The sequence below is a fragment of the Paenibacillus sp. OAE614 genome, from assembly GCF_040546645.1.
Classification (GTDB): Bacteria; Bacillota; Bacilli; order Paenibacillales; family Paenibacillaceae; genus Paenibacillus_AQ; species Paenibacillus_AQ favisporus.
Map to the genome: position 1 here is coordinate 6852137 of NZ_JBEPOD010000001.1, position 16135 is coordinate 6868271.

The following is a 16135-nucleotide window of genomic DNA, read 5'->3' on the forward strand; positions in this document are numbered from 1 at the left end:
ACTATTAGTTGCGGTTGTTCTGCACATTTTATCCAGCTCATTGCCGCAAAAAAAGACGCGGGTCTGGCCCGCGCCTTCCTTCCTGCACACAATTCAATGCGGAATATGGATTATTTGCCCGATCCCTCGCCGGGCTCGGTTACCTTTTCTTCAAAAGTAGTTGTACCTTTATCGGTGGTTTTGGCATCTCCGCTGCTGCTGCCTGTCGTGCCTGTACCGGTGCCGGATGTACCGGAATTAGAGCCCCCGGAAGTAGTGCCTTCCGTACCGCTGCCGGACGTTCCCGTCCCGGTTGTTCCCGTGCCGCTCTTGGACGTATCCGCCGTTTTCGGCAGATCGATCTTCTTGATAATCTTCGTCAAGTCATTCTGCATAAACTGATCGATCTTCGATGCGCCCAGGTTGCTCCGGATCATTTCTTTCTGATCGTTCGTCAGCTTGTCATAAGGCGTGTCCTTGCGAGAGTCGACCTTGATAATGCTGTATCCGAGATTGGATTCGACGGGAGCACTGATTTTGTTCAGCGGAAGGGTCAGCACCTGCTCCTTGAACTCCTGCACGCTCCACTGTCCAACGGTAAAGTCTTTGTAGACGCCGCCATTGTCCTTGGAGGAGGAATCATCCGAGTACTTTTTGGCCAGCTCGGCAAAATCCCCCCCTTTGTCCAGCTGCGATTTGACGTCTTTGGCAATCTTCAGCGCATCTTCCTTGGTGCGCTCCTTGTTATTCGAATCGGTCAGCCCGATCAAAATATGATGCACCGTGGCCACCATGAAATCCTGCTTGTTGGCCTCATACTGCTTCTTGATGTCGTCTTCGGTCACTTTGGCGTTCATGTCCTCCATAACTGTCATAACCTGCACCAAATATTGCTTGAGCTCGTCCTCTTTGAGCTTCTGGTCGCCCAGAAGCTGCTTGAACTGGTCATCGCCCACCTGTTTCTTCATTTGGTCGATTTGCTGGCCGGCCTTTTTCTCGCCTTCCTTCTTGGCATCGTCCGTAGCCTTGCCGCTCAAATATTTAAAAGCAATTTTTTGCTTCACCAAATAATCCTGGAAATCGGCCATGTCCATAAATTGGGCATATTCCGGAGACATAAACGTCATGATTTTTTTCTGCGTCTCAAATTCATTCTCCGTAATCTCTCCGCCTTCGTAGGTTGCCACCGTTTTACTGGCATCCTTCTCTTTATCGGAGCCGCCTTTCTCGCAGGCTGCCAGCACGGAAAGGGTCAGTACGCACACCAAAGTCAGTAGAATTCCTCTCCATGCTTTTTTCTTATTGAACAACATCCTGAAGTTCCTCCTTCGATTTGAACAGCTCACGGATCGCTTCCAAGAATTGTTCCAGCAGATCGAGCAGCTGCTTGTCATCAAGCCCCTTGCCTTTAATTCGGATCGTCATTTGGGCATCCTGCTCAAATTGTACACGTCTCTCGAAGCGATTGCCAACTTGTGCAAGCTTCGCGGTGCTGACCGCCTTTTCCTGCCCCTCGTAAAATTTGAGGATCAGATCATCGCCACGGCGGTTGATGGAGTCGATGCCGTACATCTTGCCGTATACCTTCAGCCGGGCGACGGTCAGCAAGTTCGTTACCGCCTCAGGCAGTTCCCCAAAGCGGTCCAGCAGCTCATCCTCCAGCTCCTTCCCGTCGTCGAACGAAGAAACTGCCGCCACTTTCTTATAAATTTCAATCTTTTGAATGCTGTCATAAATGTACTCGGACGGCAAATACGCATCGATGCCGATATCGAGCGCGGTGTTCCACGTCTTCTCCGGTTCGACCTTTTCTCCGAGAACGGACACCTTCCGCTTCTGGATTTCCTCGGCAAGCATTTGCGAGTACAGGTCGAAGCCGACGGAGGCAATGAAGCCGTGCTGCTCCGCACCGAGCAGGTTCCCCGCTCCGCGGATCGCCAGGTCGCGCATCGCGATTTTGAAGCCGGAGCCGAGCTCCGTAAATTCCTTGATCGACTGCAGGCGTTTCTCCGCCACCTCGGTCAGCACCTTATCCCGCTGGTACGTAAAATACGCGTACGCAATCCGGTTGGAGCGTCCGACACGGCCGCGCAGCTGATAGAGCTGGGATAGGCCCATTTTGTCAGCATCATGCACGATAAGCGTATTCACGTTCGGAATATCGACGCCTGTCTCGATAATGCTCGTGCTGACAAGGACGTCGTATTCCCCGTCCAGAAAGTCGAGAATCGTCTTCTCCAGCTCCGTCTCCGACATTTGCCCGTGGCCCACTCCAACCTTGGCCTCCGGCACCAGCGCCGAAATTTGGGCGGCCATTTCATGAATGCCTTGAACGCGGTTGAACAGATAATACACCTGACCGCCGCGGGCCAGCTCCCGTTCGATGGCCTCCCGCACCAGCGTCTGGCTGTATTCCACGACATACGTCTGCACAGGGAAACGGTTCTCCGGCGGCGTCTCGATGACAGACAGATCCCGGACTCCCAGCATGGACATATGCAGCGTCCGCGGAATCGGCGTCGCCGTCAGGGTCAGCACGTCGACATTCGTCTTCAGACGCTTCAGCTTCTCCTTATGCGTCACACCGAACCGCTGCTCCTCGTCCACAATCAGGAGGCCCAGATCCTTGAACACCAGATCCTGGGACAACAGGCGGTGGGTGCCGATCACGACGTCAACCGTCCCCTGGCGGATCCCCTTGATCGTTTCGTTTTGCTCCTTCCGCGAACGGAACCGGCTCAGCACCTGGATGTTCATCGGATATCCCGAGAACCGCTCCCTGAACGTCTCATAATGCTGCTGCGCCAGAATCGTCGTCGGCACAAGAACGGCCACCTGCTTGCCCTCCATGGCAGCCTTGAACGCGGCGCGGATCGCCACTTCGGTCTTGCCGTAGCCTACGTCTCCGCACAGCAGCCGGTCCATCGGACGGTTCCGCTCCATATCCTTCTTGATCTCTTCGATCGCCCGCAGCTGATCGCGTGTCTCATCGTAAGGGAACATTTCCTCGAATTCCTGCTGCTCGGTGGTGTCCTTCTCAAAGCCGTATCCCGGCGTCGACTGCCGCTCGGCGTACAGCTTGATCAAATCGTCGGCGATGTCCTGTACCGAAGAGCGGACTTTATTTTTAACGCGTGTCCACTCGTTGCCGCCCAGCTTATAGATCTTCGGCTCCTTTTCCTCTGAACCGACGTATTTCTGAATGAGATCGATCTGTTCGATCGGCACGGACAGCTTGTCGCCGCCGGCATACAGGATATGCATATAGTCCTTGTGGATGCCGTTGATTTCCAGCGTGCCGATACCCATATATTTACCGATGCCGTGGTTTTGATGGACGACATAATCGCCGACCTTCAGCTCGGTATAGCTCTTGATGCGCTCGGCGTTATCAATGTTTTTGCCCAGCTTGCGGATCTTCCGCTGCTTCTGGGAGAACATTTCGCCCTCGGTAATCACCGCCAGATGAATGGACGGCATCTCAAAGCCCGTCTGCAAATTACCCTGCAGCATAATCGGCTCCTCGATGTTATAATCCTGCAGCACCCGCCGCATCCGGTCGAGCCGTTCGTCGCTGCTGGCAAGCATCATCACCTGAACGCCGGACTTATGCCAGCGGTCCATTTCCGCTTTCAGCACGTTCATCTGCCCATGGAAATCCTGCATCCCCCGGCTGATAAAGTTCAGGATATTCTGAGGCTGGGTATGCGGAACCTGACGCAGGAAAATCGACATGAATATCGTCTGGAACGGACGCTGGTATAGTATCTCGTCGCCGTCAACGGACAAATGCAGCTGCGGCAGCGTCTTTCCGTTCTGCAGCAGATGCAAGTTCCACTCGGATTCGTCACGCTCCAGCTGTTTGGCTGTTTCAAGAAGGCGCGCCGGCTCGTCGAGAATGAGGACGGTGTCCTTGTGTAAATAGTCGTACAGCGTCTTGCGCTCCGGATAGAGCAGAGAGATATATTTATAGATTTCCGGAAAATAGACATGCTCGCGCAGCAGCTCCATCTCCCGTTTCATTTCTTCCGTCAGACGCAGCTTTGCCTGCCGGTCGGTCATCTTGCCAAGCTGCTCTTCCAGCAGTTGAGCGGTGGCTGCAGCTGCCTGCTCCAGCCTCTGGTGATCGGCGATGATCTCCTTGCATGGCGTAATAGTGACTTCCTTAACTTTATCGATTGACCGCTGATCGGACGGGTCAAACGTGCGAATCGAATCGATTTCGTCGTCAAACAGCTCGACGCGGTAGGCCAATAGGGAGGTCATCGGGTAAAAGTCGATAATTCCCCCGCGTACGCTCATTTCGCCCTTGCCTTCGACCCGTTCTACCCGTTCGTATCCCATTTCGATCATTTGGGCTAGGAAAGCTTGAGCGTCCAGTGTGCCGCCGTCCTGAATCACAATTTGGGCTTTGGCCATCACTTCCGGGGCAGGCAGAAACCGGCGCACACCCGAAAACGGTGCCACCACAATGCCCGAAAACCCCTGCGCGCACTTCATCAGCACATCAATACGCTGCGCAAGGGTCTCTGGACTGGATACCGCGGATTCGGCTGCCACCAGCTCATTGGCCGGATACAGCAGCACACGGTCCGGTGAAAGCGCTTCCTGTAAATCCTCCGCGATTTTCTGGGCGGAAAACATGTTGTGAGTGACGACGAGCATCGGGCGTTTGATTTCTTCAAACAGTGCCGACAGCATAACCTGACGCGCGGACCCCGATAACCCGGAAACGAGCTGTTCCTTCATACCGGCCGATAACCCGGCGGTAATCGACTTCAAATCCGGATCTTTAGAGAAAGCTTCTATAAGTGCATGTAACAAAGGGGGCACCTCTCTTATGCTTACTTGTTATCTTTTGGATGGTAGATTGAATTTTACCATAAAATACCTGACTGCGGTGATTTTTCGCTGTGCTTCATTAAAATATATCTACCGGCAGCGGACATCCCCTGGTCTTAGGAGACCGGACAAAAGGAATACCCAAAAGAAGCCTCAGCAGCACTGCCAAGGCCCTTCCATTCACGGTATCTGTCCGCATTATTCGCGGTTTCGCGCACAGCATTATTGAAGCGGGTTTGCCAACAGGCTCAGCTCCGGATTGTTCTCCAGCGCTTCTCTGCAGTAATCGCAGATCACTTTGACCGTTACGTCGCCGCTTAAATCATACGCTATTATATCTCTACGTTCTGCCGGGGTCAAGGAATGGAACCCCAGCTGGGCGTCGGTAACCAGGGACGAATCTATTTTTCCGAGCGGCGTGCGGCAGTGCCGGCAAATATAATTTATTGCCATCTATATGCCTCCTGAAAGTCGTTTATACTTCAGTATGCCCGAAAAAACATTCGTTTAGCCCCCGATTCCTGCCCTCGAGATCAACCGTTAAACTTGGCCATCGTTTGTTCAAAGGTATGGTTCAGACTGAACTCCGCGGCGTCGCAGGCTTGCTCAATCATCGTCTTCAGCAGCTCATTCTCCTTTTTCGGAAAATTCGAGAGCACATAGTCGACGATCGCATATCCCGGCTCAGGCCGGGAAATCCCCATCCGGATCCGGTCGAACACCTGCGTCCCCGTATGCTGAATGATCGATTTGATGCCGTTGTGGCCTCCGGCGCTGCCCTGATACCGCAGGCGGATTTTGCCGGTTGCCGTATCCATGTCGTCATAAACGACGATCATGTCCTCGAGCTTAGCCTTGTAATAATCCATATAGGCCCGCACCGCTTCTCCGGACAGGTTCATGTAGGTCATGGGCTTGATAAGAACGACCTTGTCGGTTCCGATAAAGCCCTCGCCGATCAGCGCCTTGCATTTGCTTGGCCCAAACTTAATACCATGCCGCTCCGCCAGCGCATCCAGCATCATAAAACCGACGTTGTGGCGCGTTTTTTCATAATTGGATCCCGGATTCCCGAGTCCTACAATCCACTTCATTGCGTTATTCGATCCTCCAAACCGGCTGCTGCCACTACGCCTGCTATGCAAGTTAGCATTAGCACCAAATTTTGTTACAATAGAGTATAGGATGCTGCATCGCTTCTTGCCATGGCATCCATGATCACCATAAGAAGGTGGTACGGTTCATGACTGAATTCGGCCAATTGCTTACGCTGCACCGGCACTTTCAGCAGCACCAGATCCACGGCATTCCCGTTCAGGTTCTCCGGCAGGGCGTACACGTGGACATTGGAACGATTACCTCATTCACCAAGCACTTCGTTGAAATTCAAGGTACGCTCTACAACCGGAATTTGTATACGTTTGTGTCGACTCCTGGATATTAAAAGAGCATGCGCGAGAAGGGTTATATTTCCTGGAGCCAGGAAACATAACCCTCTCTTTGCATATACCTTCCCTTGCCTTATTCGATTTCGAACAGCTTGCTGATGGACAATTCCTCATGCACACGGATGATGGCTTCACCCATCAACGGAGCTACCGACAGAACTTTGATCTTCTTGCTCGGCTCCGGATGCGTAATCGGAATCGTATCCGTCACGATGACTTCGCTGAGCGGAGAATTCTCCAGGCGTTCCATCGCCGGGCCGGAGAAGACGGGATGCGTACAGCAAGCATACACTTCCTTGACGCCGCCTTCCATCAGGGCATTGGCCCCAAGCACGATCGTGCCGGCCGTGTCGATAATGTCATCGATCAAAATGGCCGTTTTGCCTTCGATATGACCGATGATGTTCATGACTTCACTTACGTTCGGTTCCGGACGGCGTTTATCAATGATGGCCAGCGGGGCATTCAGGAAATCAGCCAGTTTTCTGGCACGAACCACACCACCGTGGTCAGGAGACACAACAACCGGATTCTCGATTTGCTTGGAACGGAAATACTGGGCCAGAATCGGCACCCCAAGCAGATGATCAACCGGAATGTCGAAGAAGCCTTGAATCTGCATCGCATGCAGGTCCATCGTGATGACACGGTGGGCACCCGCCTTCTCAATCAGATTCGCAACCAGCTTAGCGGTAATCGGGTCACGGGAACGGGCCTTACGGTCTTGACGCGCATACCCATAATAAGGGATTACGACGTTAATGCTCTTCGCAGAAGCACGCTTCAGCGCATCGACCATGATCAGCAGTTCCATGAGATTGTCATTTACCGGACCGCATGTCGACTGCACGACATAAACGTGGCAGCCGCGAACGCTCTCCGATAATTTTACCTGAATCTCACCATCACTGAAGCTGGTCGTATGCGAATCCCCCATGGGGATGCCGATATAATCCGCAATTTGCTGTGCGAGCTTCGGATTGGAATTGCATGTAAATATTTTTAACTTCGAATCACAATAAGTCATAGAATTAAAACCCTCCGTGCTGGTTCATTGAAATTCTGGCCTGCCTCCATGCCGCTTGAATCCATGTATCTCACACTTCCCGATAAGTCGGGGACGCTTTACATTTAAACCTGCTGCTTGCTTTCCTTCTTGGCTTTGGCCTTGGAGCGAATTTTCTCGGCATACCCCGGTTTATTCTCCTGGCGTTTTCTGGCGATGGCCAGGTCATTTTCGGGAACCGATTGGGTAATCGTCGAGCCCGCGACCACATAGGCTCCTTTGCCCACTTTCACCGGAGCTACCAGATTCACATTGCTGCCGATAAAAGCATCATCTTCAATTTCAGTCATAAACTTATTATACCCATCGTAGTTGACCGTTATCGCACCGCAGCCGACATTGACGTTCTTGCCTACCGTCGCGTCGCCGACATAGCTTAGATGCGATACCTTGGAGCCGTTATCGATCGTTGCATTTTTCACTTCCACAAAATCGCCGATCTTGACGTCTTCCCCAAGTTTGGATTTCGGACGCAGATATGCATACGGGCCTACCGATGTTCTAGAACCCACTTCTGCCTGATCCAGCACCGAATGCTTGATCGTCACGCCGTCGCCGATGACAGAATCGCTGATATCGCTCTGTGGGCCGATCACGCAATCTTCACCGATAACCGTTTTTCCCTTCAGTACCGTGCCGGGATAGATCACGGAGTCGGCTCCAATGGTCACGTCGGCACCGATATACGTTGAAGCGGGATCAATGATCGTGACGCCGTTCAGCATATGACGGATATTAATGCGTTCCCGCATTAATCCTTCAGCCTCTGAAAGTGCACGGCGGTCATTAACGCCGATCGACTCAGCGTAGTCGTCGGTCACATAGCCGAGAACGGTTTCTCCCTCGCCTACAAGAATCCCGATCACGTCCGTTAAATAATATTCCTGCTGGACGTTGTTGTTCGTTACCTTCTCCAAAGCGGCAAACAATTTCGCATTATCAAAAACATAAGTGCCTGTATTGATTTCACGAACCGCATCCTCTTCCGGCGTGCAGTCCTTCTGTTCAACGATACGTAGTACGCTTCCGTCCTCGCTGCGGATCACGCGCCCGTAACCCTGCGGCTGGTCCATATAGGCAACCAGTACGGTGGCGGCAGCGTTGTTGCTTTCATGCAGCTGCGTCAGTCCCTGCAGTGTCTCGGCCGTGACCAGCGGAGTATCGCCGCAGATGACAATGGTTGAGCCTTCTTCCGAGCCCAGTAAAGCTTTGGCCTGCTTCACCGCATGGCCTGTACCAAGCTGCTGCTCTTGCAGCACGTATTCAGCGGCCTCACCCAGATAAGATTGGACAGCCTCTGCCCCGTGGCCAACGATGACAATGCTCCGTTCGCAGTTCACCTGTTTGACGGTATCCACCACGTGCCCAACCATCGGTTTGCCACAGACGGGATGAAGCACTTTGTATAGTTTGGATTTCATTCGTTTTCCCTGCCCTGCGGCAAGAACAATCGCCATTCTTTTCAAGGATCTTGACCTCCTACTCTAGAACTCGCTCAATACTGAATATATCGTATTATAAACAAAAAGAAAAGAGAGCCATAGTCCTGGCTCTCCTTTCCTTGAACCCCAATTGTAAACTTAAGCGCCTTCCTCGATCACTTCTTCTTCACTGGCAGCGCGTTCATATTCCGCCAGGACGGCCGTTTGAATCTTCTCCCGGGTGCCGGAAGAGATTGGGTGGGCAATGTCGCGGAATTCTCCATCCGGAGTGCGTTTGCTCGGCATAGCAACGAACATTCCATTGTTTCCATCGATGACCCGAATGTCATGAACAACAAATTCGTTATCAATGGTAATGGATGCGATTGCTTTCATTCTCCCCTCGGAGTTAACGCGGCGGAGTCTGACATCCGTAATTTGCATGTGTGTGTTCACCACCTTTTTCCATCAGAGACTTGGTGTATAATTCCACACAGCATGCGCGAAATCCTCTTTTTTAAGTTAACAAAATGTCCTAAAATCAGGAATTTTTTTATAAGAATGTGAGTGTCGACAGACTTCGGAACTATTCGCCGATAAAATATTTTTATCGACAAAATCCGCAGGCCTTTTCAACGTTAAGACGGGTCAAAATAATTCCCGGGGCTCACAAATATTTCTTTCGTCTTTGGATCGACCGCCGTCAGTGTCGCCAGGGACACATAATCGTGCAGGAGCCGCTCTTCTGATTCCACCGCTCCCGACTCAACCAATACGCCTACGCCTGCGACTTCGGCATCAAATTCCGCCAGCAGATCTACCATGCCCTGGATGGTGCCGCCTGCCTTCATAAAATCGTCCACGATCAGGACGCGCGACTTTTCCTTCAGCGCCCGCCGCGAAAGGGACATCGTGTGGATGCTCTTATGCGATCCCGACACGTAATTGATGCTCACGGCAGATCCTTCCGTCACCTGGTGGTCCCGGCGCACGAGAACAACCGGCAGGTTCAGCTGGGCCCCGGTGGCATAAGCCAGCGGAATCCCTTTGGTCTCCACGGTCATGACCACGTCGATGTTCTTGCCGGAGAATGCAGTGGCAAAAATCTTTCCCGCCTCGTTCATAAGAGAAGGCTGTCCCAGTAAATCGGACATGTACAAATACCCGCCGGGCAGAATCCGGTCCTTCTGCTGAAGCTGGGAACAAAGATCGTTCGCAAACACCAGTGCCTGCTCCTTCGGCATTTTCGGAATATATTTCACGCCTCCGGCGGCCCCGGCCAGCGTCAGCAGGTCCCCGATGCCTTCCTCCTCAAACACTTCCTTGATAATAACCAAATCTTCGCTGATCGAAGACTTGGCGGCTCCGTATCTATCGGCAAATGTGGTGAGCGGGATCAATGTATGCGGTCTGGACAAAAGATACTGCGTCATCTCCACCAAACGCGCGCTTCGCTTTAATTTTTTCACGAAATACTCCTCGCTATCGCTGTATTCATCGGAATCTAAAGCAAAATCACCCAGAAAATCCGAATATTATAGTAAGAATATATCATTTTTGTACGGATTTGTACAACATGGTTGGCGAAGTTAGGTCAATAGGCGCACCGCATACACTTCTTTGCAAAAGCCCCGCAGCCCGTTATAAATCCGTGCCACCTTCGATTCCTTGTACACCAGGCCGAATACGGTCGGCCCGCTGCCCGACATCAAAGCCCCGTCCGCGCCGAGACGCAGCATCCCTTCCTTCAGCTGCTGCACTTCGGGATGCAGCCTCAGAGTCACATCCTCCAGCACGTTCCCCAGGCGGCTGCATACGCCATGAAAGTCTCCCGCTTCGATCGCACGGATCATTCCTTGGGCCGACGGATGCTCCTTGACCTGCGCCGCTCTGAACTTGCCGTAGACCTCCGCGGTTGATACGTTAATCGGCGGTTTGGCCAAAATCACCCAGCACTGCAGCGGATTCGCCACAGGCGTCAGCTTTTCCCCCCGCCCTGTCGCCAGTGCGGTACCTCCAGTCACGCAGAACGGAACGTCCGATCCGAGCTCCGCACCCAGCTTCTGCAGCTCCTCTACCGGAATGTTCAAATTCCACAGCCGGTTTAGACCACGCAGAGTGGCGGCGGCGTCGCTGCTTCCTCCGGCCAGACCTGCTGCTACGGGGATCTTCTTATCCAGATGGATATGCACCCCGCTCTTGACGTCATACCGGTCCTTAATCAGCCTTGCGGCCTGAAACGCCAAGTTCTTCTCATCCAGCGGTATGTATCCCGCCTGGCTTGAAATAATAATCGTATCCCGGGGCAAAGCCGACATCTCCAGCCGGTCCGCCAGGTCGACCATCGTCATAACCATTTCCACCTCATGGTACCCGTCTGGCCGTTTATGTAATACATCCAGCATCAAATTGATTTTGGCCGGTGCTTTTTCGTAAATTTTCAAGGCGTTCACCCACCCTCAAGATTCCCTCTATCTGGATTGACACAAGCCGCTTCGAATCCTTGGGCTCAATCCGAAACCTGGAATGTACCTCAAGCATTTTTTCTCTTGGGCTCAATCCAGAAATCTGCAACTTCAAATCATTATATCAAACTGAACCAGTCAAGTCATTTTCCGTTTACAGACAAAGGGCGGAGCGGACACAGCCTTTAATTCAAAAACGGAGAACCTCCCACTTGGGAGGCCTCCGCCGGCATTGCTGGTGTGAATTAGGATTTACGTGCGGCGGCCTGTTCGGCAAGCTGGATCGCTCTTTTTACCATGTTGCCCGCATCCTTGGCCTTAATACCTCCCCAGCCTTCCTGCTGGACAGTTTCGTAAAATCCCAAATCCTTAGCCAGCTCATTCTTCAGCTCATCCGACATGACACTGCGGCGTCTGCGGCTCATGAACATCCTCCTTTGGTTCCATCGGAATTAGGCTGCTGCATAAGTATTATCCCGCTCCCGGCCGCTCCTCATTCCATATCCCCCTGCCAACTAAAAACAGCCCTCCATCAGGAAGGCTGTTTTGTCATTAAAGTTACGCTTTCTCCAACTCGATCCGGGTGCCGGTATTATCATCGCAAATAATAACCTCCACGGATTCCGTAAGAATATCGGCATAGCTGTATGAAACACGTTTAAAGGTTTGATGCTCTTGATCCAATTTCACAATAAAAACAGATGGGTACGTTTCTTCCAAAACACCAGTACGCTCGACGGTCTTGCGACGACCACCGTTAGCCCGAAGCGAAATCTTCTGACCCACGTGAGCTTCGAGATTGCGTTTGATTTCCAACAGCGTATTTTTAGCCATTGTCGACGACCACCTCTTTCCTTGTCCATTATAACTCGAAAAGAGGGATTTGTCAAATCAAAACAATAATTATATCAGCATCAATTTTATGTTGTCAACGAATTTTTTTGCGGAAACCCAGCTCATTTCTGCTTACACCCGGATAACAACAAAAAACCGCAATCCGCCGGCAGATTACGGTTCCTGTATTTCGTTATGCTGTCAGGTCAAGAGCTTTGCATGGCATTTCCGGGCATGTTAAATGGCCGACGGCGTCACTTTAAGCTTGGTTAAGTCGTTCAGCCGGGGCAGGCCGATCCGGTAGCTCCCGCGGGTTTCAATGCCCCCGACGCCCTGCGTGCCGCTGATCGTATTGTGAAGCACATCCGTCATATTGATCGTATCTCTAACCGATGTAAACGACGCCTTGGCGGCAACATATACCGGATCCAGGGCATGAATCAAGATGCGCCCCGGGGAGCTGGCAAAGTTGGCTCCGGCCTGCAGCAGCGCCTCGAAGTGCGACTGGCATGCGCCGGCGATAATCGTCATCTGATCGTAATGGCGCTCAAACTGGCGCGCGACCTGAATCGCCCTGACGAAGTTTTGCGAGTTTTTATAGCTGTTCAAGCTGTACAAATCATGATTCTGGCGATGCTTCAGTACGCCGTCATGACCCGTGATCACCACAATATCAGGCCGGACCCGAGGCAGCAGCCGGTACAGGGCGTCCGCCATCCCGGCCTCATTCACATAATGGCCCTCGGCCGGAACCCGAAGCTGCTCATACAGGCTCAGGCTCTTTTTCAAATAATTCGGATCTCCATCCAGATGAAGCACCTTCCCGGGGACTTCGAAATAAGCCGGCTCAGCTGTTCCCCATTCCCCGCTTCCGCTCAAGGTGGCCTGATTCCGCTGGGTCTGCTCCTGACGGTGACGTTTCAGTAAACTGAGCGACTCGTTTGCTCTAATATTTGCTTTCTCGGTTTTTTCGCTTACCGGCGCATAAGGGACCCTTACCAGATCATCGAGCGGAGAATCCGCCAGAAGTCTGAACTCCGTTCCCTTAATCACCGCTTCGTCCCTGCGCAAATCCTCGACGCGGAACGCGATATCGCCGCCGTAGGATCTGCGCACGACCAGGTCTCCAATATTCATGAACATCACCCCTACCCCATGGTATGGGCGAATCCCCCTATTGGTTCATCTTTTGTTTAATTTAAGCCGATGCCTTCCTTCCGCAGCAGGTTGCTAAGCACGGCATATTCCTCAATGCTGAGCGTCTCGCCGCGGCGGGACGGGTCGATTCCCGCTGCCTGCAGCAGCTGATCCAGACGCTCCCGGCCCTCTTTGGGGAAGAAGCGGCTCTTCAGATTGTTCGATATCGTCTTCCGCCGCTGTGCGAACGATGCTTGTACCACCTCGAAGAAATGCCGCTCATCGTCCACCGCAACCGGCGGCTGTTCCCGCACTGCCAGACGGATCACTGCCGATTCCACGTTCGGCTGCGGAATGAATACCGTCTTCGGCACGATACACACCAGCTCCGGCACGCTGTAATACTGGACGGCAATGCTCAGGCTGCCGTAATCCTTCGTGCCCGGCCGGGCGGCCATCCGGTCCGCCACCTCCTTCTGGATCATCACGACGATGTTCTCCAGCGGGAGCCGCTCCTCCAGCAGCTTCATCAAGATCGGCGTCGTCACATAGTACGGAAGGTTGGCCACGACGCTGACTTTGGATACGCCGGCAAAATTGCTCTTAAACAGCGCAGCGAGATCCGTCTTCAGGACATCCCCATGATGAACCTTTACGCCGGGGTATGGGGCGAGAACCTCCTCAAGGATCGGAATCAGCCTCTGGTCGATCTCAACCGCCGTGACGGCCCCTGCCTGCTGGGCCAGCTTCTCGGTCAGGGCGCCGATGCCGGGACCGATCTCCAGGGCACCCTTGGTGGAATCGAGTCCTGCTGCATCCACGATTTTATTTAAAATATTTTGGTCGATCAAAAAATTTTGCCCCAAGCTCTTCTTGAATGAAAAGCCGTGGCGCTGGATGATTTCTTTGGTTCGCCTTGGTGTGGCGATGTCGTCCATGCCGTTCACGTTGTCCGGCCTCCTTCATCTTCAATACGGGCAAGCGCATCCGCGAATTCTTCGCGGGATATTTGAAATATGGCGAGTCGCTTATAAAACTGTTTGCCGTTGCAGTAGCCGATACCGAGGAGGTTGCCCATCGCCATCCGCCGGGCGGCGGCATCCGGGTGCACCAGCAGCCCCGCCTCCATCAGGTCCTCCATGTCGATCTGGCTTTCCGCCCCCTCATAAGAGGTGTGAACCCGCTCCAGGGCTCTGCGGATCGCCGCAGGCGAGGCGTTCTCCACACCGATATCCCCCTTGCGGGTTGCATCGGCCTCCGGGATAAACGCATGCTTGCAGCCGGGCACCTTGGCCGAAATGATTTTACGGATCCTTTCGCCGGCGTGGTCCGGGTCCGTCAGCACAATGACCCCCCGCCGCTCCTGAGCCAGCGCGATCCGCTGGAGTATACGCGCATTGATGGCGGAGCCGCCCGTCTCGATCGTATCGGCATCCACCGCCCGCTTCACGGCCACGGTATCATCCCGGCCTTCCACCACAATGACTTCTTTAATCATGATTTCCTGTCTTCCTTTCGAGTACATTATACCCGTCAATGCCGCCGGACAGCCAAGTCCCTGCAAGTGGGCATAAACCGTGATGCCTGTTCAGGTACTTTGCGTGGTCCCGGTATAGACAAACTGCTGTAAATTAACAACAAAAAGAAGAGGAAAGCTCCTCTTCTTTAGCATGACATTTTCATGATCATAATACTATAACATTAGAATGGCAAAGTAAAACGAAATTAGTTCAGCTCCGGTTTGACCGGACCGATCACGTACACCTTAAGGCCGGATTTACGGCCAAAGTTGCGTGCCTGCTGGACGGAATCGTAGTATATATCGATTTTATTTCCCTTAATGGCTCCGCCCGTGTCTTCCGCACGACGGAAGCCAACGCCTTCAATGTAAACCCACCATCCCAAAGGAATGACGCTTGGATCAACCGCAATCGTGCGGCCTTCCGTGACGCGTGTTCCTGTGGCGGTGCGTGTGCCGACTCCGGACTCGCCAGACGAATAAGCGGTCATGGAGACTTTGATCAGCTTCTTGTAGGAAAAGTCAACGCCGGCCTTGCTGACCCGGTTGTTACTGCTGCTGCTGCTGACCTTCTTCACCTTGGCAGGGGTAGAAGAAGCTTTGGCAACGGCTGTTTTGACTTCGGTCACTACGGGAACAGGCTTTTTCTTCGTGCCGACGGCAATGACCTTATCCTTGGTCACCGTCTGCACTTTTTTGCCCACCATTTTCATGGACACCAGCTTGCCGTCTTTGTACTTCTTCTCGATGTACTGCACCATGACGCCAGGAGATCCCCGCTGAATCACCCGCGACTCGCCTTTGTAAATGCTGGGGTCGGAGGTTTTGACCACCCGGAAGGGGAGGGATTCATGACGCTGTACCACTTGTTTGTTCATCCGGACGATCCGGATGTCCGTGTTGGTGGAGACCGCCGTTTCGACAGCCGGAGTGACAATGTCTGTTTCCTTGACTTTGACGCCGGTTTCTTTCAGCACGTCGCCGACCGTTTTGGCCGTTGTATACAAATGCTTCGTTGCACCATCAGCCGTCACCTTCACAGGACTCGCGCGGTCGATCACGACCTTGTCGCCGTCGGATATAGCCCCGCTCAGCGGCATCGATATTTGGTCCTCGGGTTTCAGACTGATTTCCTGCTCATCCAGCATTTCTTGAAGTAAAGATGTATTGGTCTGTACAGATTTCATTTGACCGTCTACTACCAAATAAACTTGTTTTCGCGATTGACTGTACACGAGCAGCAAGATCATCAGGGTAACCGCGATTGAAACGATAGCTGCAGTGGAGATCTGGCGCAAATTCTCATGCTTCCATCGCAATGCGTAAGACATGCTGGAGATTTTTGAATCATGGGTCTTCTCTGGTTGGAAAACGCCCACTTTCTCGATCCTCCTTCATAGCCTCGCCGTCTAGAGTTATGCATG

Annotated in this window: 16 protein-coding genes; 1 reads left to right on the top strand and 15 read right to left on the bottom strand. The window is 52.8% G+C overall.

The window, feature by feature from the left end:
• Positions 1–110: 110 nt before the first annotated feature.
• The 4 genes from ABIE48_RS31415 to pth form a co-directional block, all read right to left on the bottom strand.
• Positions 111–1292 (bottom strand): peptidylprolyl isomerase, encoded by a 1182-nt coding sequence (locus ABIE48_RS31415; protein ID WP_105442431.1) that lies wholly within the window; start codon positions 1290–1292, stop codon positions 111–113.
• Complete coding sequence (gene mfd / locus ABIE48_RS31420) at positions 1279–4803, bottom strand: transcription-repair coupling factor (RefSeq protein ID WP_145029954.1); 3525 nt, start codon at positions 4801–4803, stop codon at positions 1279–1281. The genes ABIE48_RS31415 and mfd overlap by 14 nt, the downstream gene beginning before the upstream one ends.
• A gap of 240 nt (positions 4804–5043) precedes the next feature.
• The gene (gene fin, locus ABIE48_RS31425; protein WP_076176664.1) at positions 5044–5274 is read right to left on the bottom strand and encodes an anti-sigma-F factor Fin; all 231 of its coding nucleotides are present in this window, start codon (positions 5272–5274) and stop codon (positions 5044–5046) included.
• A gap of 80 nt (positions 5275–5354) precedes the next feature.
• Positions 5355–5915 (bottom strand): aminoacyl-tRNA hydrolase, encoded by a 561-nt coding sequence (pth, locus tag ABIE48_RS31430; protein WP_076176663.1) that lies wholly within the window; start codon positions 5913–5915, stop codon positions 5355–5357.
• 149 nt (positions 5916–6064) lie between these two features.
• Between pth and ABIE48_RS31435 the strand changes: the two genes are divergently transcribed.
• Positions 6065–6265: a hypothetical protein gene (locus ABIE48_RS31435; RefSeq protein WP_076176662.1), complete on the top strand. Its 201-nt coding sequence runs from the start codon at positions 6065–6067 to the stop codon at positions 6263–6265.
• Between the two features lie 77 nt (positions 6266–6342).
• On the opposite strand, the gene ABIE48_RS31440 is transcribed toward ABIE48_RS31435, so the two are convergent.
• The 11 genes from ABIE48_RS31440 to ABIE48_RS31490 all read right to left on the bottom strand — a co-directional run bounded on the left by ABIE48_RS31440 (position 6343) and on the right by ABIE48_RS31490 (position 16090).
• A complete protein-coding gene (locus ABIE48_RS31440; RefSeq protein ID WP_105442434.1) occupies positions 6343–7296 on the bottom strand; it encodes a ribose-phosphate diphosphokinase in 954 nt (317 codons plus the stop codon).
• A 104-nt stretch (positions 7297–7400) separates the two neighbouring features.
• Complete coding sequence (gene glmU, locus ABIE48_RS31445; RefSeq protein WP_167527275.1) at positions 7401–8792, bottom strand: bifunctional UDP-N-acetylglucosamine diphosphorylase/glucosamine-1-phosphate N-acetyltransferase GlmU; 1392 nt, start codon at positions 8790–8792, stop codon at positions 7401–7403.
• A gap of 123 nt (positions 8793–8915) precedes the next feature.
• Positions 8916–9200 carry a septation regulator SpoVG gene (spoVG, locus tag ABIE48_RS31450; protein ID WP_076176659.1) on the bottom strand — a complete coding sequence of 95 codons (285 nt, stop codon included), beginning with the start codon at positions 9198–9200 and terminating at the stop codon, positions 8916–8918.
• A gap of 194 nt (positions 9201–9394) precedes the next feature.
• On the bottom strand, positions 9395–10225 hold the full coding sequence (purR, locus tag ABIE48_RS31455; protein ID WP_145029958.1) for a pur operon repressor: 831 nt from the start codon (positions 10223–10225) through the stop codon (positions 9395–9397).
• Between the two features lie 120 nt (positions 10226–10345).
• Positions 10346–11200, bottom strand: coding sequence for a 4-(cytidine 5'-diphospho)-2-C-methyl-D-erythritol kinase (gene ispE / locus ABIE48_RS31460; RefSeq protein WP_105442436.1), 855 nt, complete (start codon positions 11198–11200; stop codon positions 10346–10348).
• A 266-nt stretch (positions 11201–11466) separates the two neighbouring features.
• Positions 11467–11646 carry a small, acid-soluble spore protein, alpha/beta type gene (locus tag ABIE48_RS31465; RefSeq protein ID WP_076176656.1) on the bottom strand — a complete coding sequence of 60 codons (180 nt, stop codon included), beginning with the start codon at positions 11644–11646 and terminating at the stop codon, positions 11467–11469.
• A gap of 133 nt (positions 11647–11779) precedes the next feature.
• Entirely contained in the window at positions 11780–12055 is a 276-nt protein-coding gene (gene veg, locus ABIE48_RS31470; protein ID WP_076176655.1) for a biofilm formation stimulator Veg, read from the bottom strand.
• A gap of 237 nt (positions 12056–12292) precedes the next feature.
• Positions 12293–13192, bottom strand: coding sequence for a sporulation peptidase YabG (yabG, locus tag ABIE48_RS31475; protein ID WP_076176699.1), 900 nt, complete (start codon positions 13190–13192; stop codon positions 12293–12295).
• A 56-nt stretch (positions 13193–13248) separates the two neighbouring features.
• A complete protein-coding gene (gene rsmA, locus ABIE48_RS31480; RefSeq protein WP_145142583.1) occupies positions 13249–14139 on the bottom strand; it encodes a 16S rRNA (adenine(1518)-N(6)/adenine(1519)-N(6))-dimethyltransferase RsmA in 891 nt (296 codons plus the stop codon).
• Positions 14136–14690, bottom strand: a complete 555-nt coding sequence (gene rnmV / locus ABIE48_RS31485; RefSeq protein WP_076176653.1) for a ribonuclease M5 — start codon at positions 14688–14690, stop codon at positions 14136–14138. The genes rsmA and rnmV overlap by 4 nt, the downstream gene beginning before the upstream one ends.
• Before the next feature lie 227 nt (positions 14691–14917).
• On the bottom strand, positions 14918–16090 hold the full coding sequence (locus ABIE48_RS31490) for a resuscitation-promoting factor (RefSeq protein ID WP_192717535.1): 1173 nt from the start codon (positions 16088–16090) through the stop codon (positions 14918–14920).
• Positions 16091–16135: the final 45 nt, after the last annotated feature.

Coding starts and splice junctions, on each gene's coding strand:
- veg (WP_076176655.1), bottom strand. CDS start 12,055: ATGGCTAAAAATACGCTGTTGGAAATCAAACGCAATCTCGAAGCTCAC.
- ABIE48_RS31435 (WP_076176662.1), top strand. CDS start 6,065: ATGACTGAATTCGGCCAATTGCTTACGCTGCACCGGCACTTTCAGCAG.
- fin (WP_076176664.1), bottom strand. CDS start 5,274: ATGGCAATAAATTATATTTGCCGGCACTGCCGCACGCCGCTCGGAAAA.
- ABIE48_RS31465 (WP_076176656.1), bottom strand. CDS start 11,646: ATGAGCCGCAGACGCCGCAGTGTCATGTCGGATGAGCTGAAGAATGAG.
- pth (WP_076176663.1), bottom strand. CDS start 5,915: ATGAAGTGGATTGTAGGACTCGGGAATCCGGGATCCAATTATGAAAAA.
- yabG (WP_076176699.1), bottom strand. CDS start 13,192: ATGAATATTGGAGACCTGGTCGTGCGCAGATCCTACGGCGGCGATATC.
- glmU (WP_167527275.1), bottom strand. CDS start 8,792: ATGGCGATTGTTCTTGCCGCAGGGCAGGGAAAACGAATGAAATCCAAA.
- rnmV (WP_076176653.1), bottom strand. CDS start 14,690: ATGATTAAAGAAGTCATTGTGGTGGAAGGCCGGGATGATACCGTGGCC.
- ABIE48_RS31440 (WP_105442434.1), bottom strand. CDS start 7,296: ATGACTTATTGTGATTCGAAGTTAAAAATATTTACATGCAATTCCAAT.
- ABIE48_RS31415 (WP_105442431.1), bottom strand. CDS start 1,292: ATGTTGTTCAATAAGAAAAAAGCATGGAGAGGAATTCTACTGACTTTG.
- spoVG (WP_076176659.1), bottom strand. CDS start 9,200: ATGCAAATTACGGATGTCAGACTCCGCCGCGTTAACTCCGAGGGGAGA.